Genomic DNA, 4,841 nt, shown 5'->3' on the forward strand with positions numbered 1-4,841 from the left:
ATGTAGTCGAGCGGGATTTCGGTCGTGTACTTGATCTGCTCCATGGCGAAGGACGACGACACGTCGCGGATCTCGATCTTGGCAATCAGCCGCTTGTAGAAGGCGTCGTAGGCAGCGATGTCGGGCACCACCACGCGCAGCAGATAGTCGACGTCGCCGCTCATGCGGTAGAACTCGACCACTTCCGGAAATTCCTGGATGACCTCGGAGAAACGCCGCAGCCATTCATGGCTGTGCGAATTGGTGCGGATCGACACGAAGACGGTGACGCGCACATTCACCCTCTCATGGTCGAGAATGGCCACGCGCCGCTTGATGACGCCCTCTTCCTCGAGCTTCTGGATGCGCCGCCAGCACGGCGTGGTCGACAGGCCGACTTTCTTGGCGACATCGGCGACCGCAAGTGTCGCATCCTCCTGCAGGAGGCGGAGAATTTTTCGGTCAAGGCGGTCCATTGGGAGACTCCAGGGGAATAGTTTCGCTATATTCCCTTTTATCTGGGCCTTTCACAAGAAAGAAATTCTGCCGACGGTGGCAAAAGCGAGTGATTTCTTGCCGGATGCCTAACCGATGCGATAGCGGATTTCCGACCGCAGGAAAGGCAGCAAATCCATTTCAAACCAGGGATTCTTCTTCAGCCAGCCGGTATTTCGCCACGATGGATGCGGCAGCGGCAACACTTTCCGGCTGGCCGGCGCATCCCAGACAGCGCGCCAGTTCCTGACAGTTTCCGTCAGCGACGGCCCTCGCGCCGTGCCCATGTGCCAGGACTGCGCGTAGCCGCCGATCGTCAGCACCAGATCGATTTGCGGCATCAGCGCCATCAGTTCGGCTCGCCATGCAGGCGCGCATTCACGGCGCGGCGGCAGGTCGGCCCCCTTGGCGTCCTGGCCAGGGAAGCAGAAACCCATCGGCACGATGGCGAATTTTTCCGTGTCGTAGAACTCTTCGCTGGTGACGCCGAGCCAGCTTCTAAGACGATCTCCGGAGGCGTCGGTGAACGGCATGCCCGAGATGTGGACCTTGGTGCCCGGCGCCTGGCTGGCGAGCAGGATGCGAGCGCTCGACGATGGCCTCAGCACCGGGCGCGGCTCGTGCGGCAAGGGCCGGCCGCGCGGATGCTCGACGCAGATGCGGCAGGCCCGCACCCTCGCCGTCAGGCTTTCCAGTTCTCCACTTGTGCCGTGCAGTTCGTCCAAAACGCGGGTCTCAGGCAGTAGCGCTCGGTCGGCTTGTCAGCGCCCCGTACCAACGCAATACGTTGGTGCAATCCTCCGGCACCTTGATGCGCGCCGGCTTCATAAAGTCGATGGCGATCATCCCGGTGATGTCGGCGACCGAATAGGCATCGCTGGCAGCGAATTCCCTGTCCGCCAGCTCGCGGTCGAGCAGATACAGGAATTCGATCGCCTTCGGCTTGTTGGCCTCGCCCCATTCGGGGATCTGCGGCACCTCCCATTCCTTCATCGCCGGATGGATGTGCCGGAAGGCGGCGGCGACGCAGCTCAAGAGGTTGAACTCCATGCGCCTTTGCCACATCTCGACCTTGGCCTTGCCGAGAGCGCCTTTGCCGAACAACACGGGCTCGGGATGCAATTCCTCGAAGTAGCGGCAGATGGCGATGGATTCGGTGATGATGGTGCCGTCGTCGAGCTCGAGCACCGGCAACCGCCGCAGTGGATTGCGCGACGCCACGGGCTGCTCGCGATGCTCCAGCGCGCCCATGTCGACAGGCACCAGCGGAACGGTCAATCCCTTCTCCGCCAGGAAGACCCGGACCCGTCTGGGGTTCGGCGCGCGGCCGCCATCGAACAGCTTCATTCCATTCTCCCGATCTCTCGCTCGATCATAGGTCGGGCTTCAATGCATGTCGCCCAAAAGTGCGCAGCGGTTTTGGGAGAACGACATGCATCAAACAGAGCATCGCCAGGACGTCATCACCAGAAACGAACAAGCTCGCGCAGCGCATCACCGAGCGAAGCCAACGTGCCGTGCCTCCTTTCGACCGGCTGATCGTGGTGGCTGTCGCGCCAGTCCTGCGGCTCCTCGAAGGAGCCTGCCCAGATGCCGGCCTTGGCGGCGCGCGCAACGGCCTCCTCGGTTTCGAAGTCGCCGAAGGCGACGGCCCATCCGGCCTGGACCTGAGCACGGTTGAGGTCCGTCTCGCCTGCCTTGCAGTCGCCGAGCAGCCGGCCGTAACGGTCGCGCTGCCAGCCGCTGCAGGAAACCGGCCTGCCGGCGATCAGCCGCACCAGCGATTGCCGCGCGAGCTTGCCGCAAGGGTAGTCGGCGGCGTCCTTGAGGCACGTCTGCGTGTATTCCGGAGCGTCGATGCCGCGCATGCGGATGCGCTCTGTTCCCAGCGTGATCGAATCGCCGTCAATGACGATGGCAGTGCCCTGCTCCTTGCGCGTCTCGAAACGGTCGAGCCGCGCCGCCACCAAAATGAACAGGCCAAGCAGAACCGCGGTCAGCCCATAATCCAGCAGCTTGCGCCAAAGGCTGCGCGGCGGCCGCGGAACATATCGCCGGCGCGGTCGTCGCGACCAGGAACGGCTCATATGGCAAACAGTCTCTTAATCATTCGAACGTAGCTTAACGAACTTGAAAATCGCTGCGCGCGGAAATTGAACTTGCATGCCTCTGCTACGCTCGGACACAGCGGACAAATTCATTGTGGACCGCAGGAAACCGCATCGCAACAGCGATGTGGCGCGCGCGGTGCGCAGGACGCGTGACCGTCTTTCCCAGCAGGCCGGCAGCCTCGACTTCGACCGCGAACTGCTGAAGCTGCATGCGCGCGCCATGATGGTCAGCGCGATCGCCATACCGCTGCTCGTACTTGCCGTGGCGGCTATCGCCCGCTTTGCCGGCCTGGGCAACCAGGTTGCCGTTTGGGCTCTCTTCACCCTGCTCTGCTACACCATCGTCGCTTTCATGGCGCGGCGCGTCGAGCGCACGGAAGCGTCCGAGCTCGACCCGATGCAAACGCGCCGCGATTTCCTGATCGCCCATTCGCTGTGCGGCCTCGGTTGGGCCTGGTTCGCCTGGCTCGGCTGCCACACGTGCCAGGTCGACCAGTTCCACGTCGTCAAGGCCATGGTGCTTCTGGTCGCCATGGGGACGACTGCTGTCATGGCGTCGTCGCTGAGCGGCGCACTGCTCGCGACCTTCGCGGTTCCCGTGGCGGTCTATGTCTATACGGTTATACGCCTGTGGATGCCGATCGAGGGGATCATGGCGGCGCTCCTGGTCGCCGCCCTGCCCTTCTTCGGCTATGTCGCGCGCCATCTCAACCAGGCCTCGTGGATGGTGCTCTCCTTCCGCTCCGAAAAGGACGCGCTGATCGCCGAGGTGGAGACGGCGAAATCGATGTCCGACGAGGCCAGGCGGCGCGCCGAAGACGCCAATCTTGCGAAGTCGCGCTTTCTCGCCTCGATGAGCCACGAGCTCAGGACACCGCTCAACGCCATCCTTGGCTTCTCCGAAGTGATGGCCAATGAAGTCCTCGGGCCGATGAACAACCCGACCTATCGCGACTACGCGCATGATGTGCATGAATCCGGACAGCATCTGCTCGACTTGATCAACGAGATCCTCGACCTGTCGCGCATCGAGGCCGGCCGCTACCAGCTCAACGAGGAGCCGGTGGCGCTGGTGACGATCGTCGAGGACTGCTGCCACATGATGGAGCTTCGGGCCCGCAACAAGGACATTCGCGTCATCCAGGAGTTCGAGACCACCCTGCCGCGCCTGTTTGGCGACGAGCGGGCAATCCGTCAGATCACGCTCAACCTGTTGTCCAATGCGATCAAGTTCACCCCGTCGGGAGGCGAGGTCCGTGTCCGCGTCGGCTGGACGGCGGGCGGCGGCCAGTACATCTCGGTCAAGGACAACGGCCCGGGCATTCCGGACGAGGAAATTCCGGTGGTGCTTTCCGCCTTCGGCCAGGGCTCGATCGCCATCAAGAGCGCCGAACAGGGAACCGGCCTCGGTCTGCCGATCGTGCAGGGGCTGCTTGACATGCATGGCGGCGAGTTCGAGCTTCACTCCAAGCTGCGCGAAGGCACCGAGGCGATCGCCATTTTCCCGCTGAGCCGGGTGATGGAGGAATTGCCGGCGCTGCCGACCAAGGAGGTTGCGGCGCGCAGGCGCTAGAGCCTGACCGCTGCTGCCATACCGGAACTGGTGAGCGCTGCTGCCTTGACGAGACTGGCCGCCAGCCCTGCTCCGACCCCTTCGCCGTGATTGAGGCCAAGATCGAGCAGTGGCCTGAGCCCAAGCCGATCGGCGACCTTGGCATGCCCGGGCTCGGGCGACAGACTGGCGAGCAGGCAATGGTCGAGCGCGGCGGGATTGACCCTGTGCAGAACTGCGGCGGCAGCCGTTGCCACGAACCCGTCGAGCAGTACCGGGATCTTCTGCATGCGGGCGGCAAGAATGGCGCCGGCGATCGCCGCGAACTCGCGGCCGCCGACCCGGCGCAAGGCTTCGAGCGGATCGCCGAGGCTGGCGCCGTGAAAGGCGAGCGCCCGATCGACGGCTTTCGCCTTGCGCGCGATCATTGCCGCATCCGCGCCCGATCCCGACCCGACCAAGTCGGCGCCCTCTTCTCCGAACAGCGCCGCGCACAACGCGGCTGCGATCGTGGAGTTGCCGACGCCGAGATCACCCAGGCAAAGAAGGTCGGCGCCGCCGGCGACGGCTTCCATGCCGAAGGCCATGGTGGCGGCACAGCCGCGCTCGTCGAGCGCCGCTTCCTCGGTGATGTCTCCCGTCGGGATATCAAGCGCCAGATCGAAAACCTTCAGGCCGAGGTCGTTGGCGATGCAGACCTGGTT

General features: G+C 63.9%; 6 protein-coding genes. 1 reads left to right on the forward strand and 5 read right to left on the reverse strand.

Annotated features, from left to right (window positions below; genetic code table 11):
- The 4 genes from EOA29_RS25035 to EOA29_RS25050 form a co-directional block, all read right to left on the reverse strand.
- Positions 1-455 (reverse strand): Lrp/AsnC family transcriptional regulator (locus EOA29_RS25035; protein ID WP_145969784.1); only part of this gene is annotated, 455 nt, incomplete at its 3' end.
- 108 nt (positions 456-563) lie between these two features.
- On the reverse strand, positions 564-1,199 hold the full coding sequence (locus EOA29_RS25040) for a uracil-DNA glycosylase family protein (protein ID WP_245464675.1): 636 nt from the start codon (positions 1,197-1,199) through the stop codon (positions 564-566).
- A gap of 10 nt (positions 1,200-1,209) precedes the next feature.
- A complete protein-coding gene (locus EOA29_RS25045) occupies positions 1,210-1,821 on the reverse strand; it encodes a glutathione S-transferase (protein WP_126093919.1) in 612 nt (203 codons plus the stop codon).
- A gap of 116 nt (positions 1,822-1,937) precedes the next feature.
- Positions 1,938-2,561 carry a thermonuclease family protein gene (locus tag EOA29_RS25050; protein WP_127221761.1) on the reverse strand — a complete coding sequence of 208 codons (624 nt, stop codon included), beginning with the start codon at positions 2,559-2,561 and terminating at the stop codon, positions 1,938-1,940.
- A 76-nt stretch (positions 2,562-2,637) separates the two neighbouring features.
- Between EOA29_RS25050 and EOA29_RS25055 the strand changes: the two genes are divergently transcribed.
- Positions 2,638-4,158 carry a HAMP domain-containing sensor histidine kinase gene (locus EOA29_RS25055; RefSeq protein WP_127221762.1) on the forward strand — a complete coding sequence of 507 codons (1,521 nt, stop codon included), beginning with the start codon at positions 2,638-2,640 and terminating at the stop codon, positions 4,156-4,158.
- Here the strand turns inward: EOA29_RS25055 and EOA29_RS25060 are convergent.
- Positions 4,155-4,841 (reverse strand): nicotinate-nucleotide--dimethylbenzimidazole phosphoribosyltransferase (locus EOA29_RS25060; protein WP_127221763.1); only part of this gene is annotated, 687 nt, incomplete at its 5' end. The two genes, EOA29_RS25055 and EOA29_RS25060, sit on opposite strands and share 4 nt — an antisense overlap.

The organism is Mesorhizobium sp. M1E.F.Ca.ET.063.01.1.1 (assembly GCF_003998155.1).
Classification (GTDB): Bacteria; Pseudomonadota; Alphaproteobacteria; order Rhizobiales; family Rhizobiaceae; genus Mesorhizobium.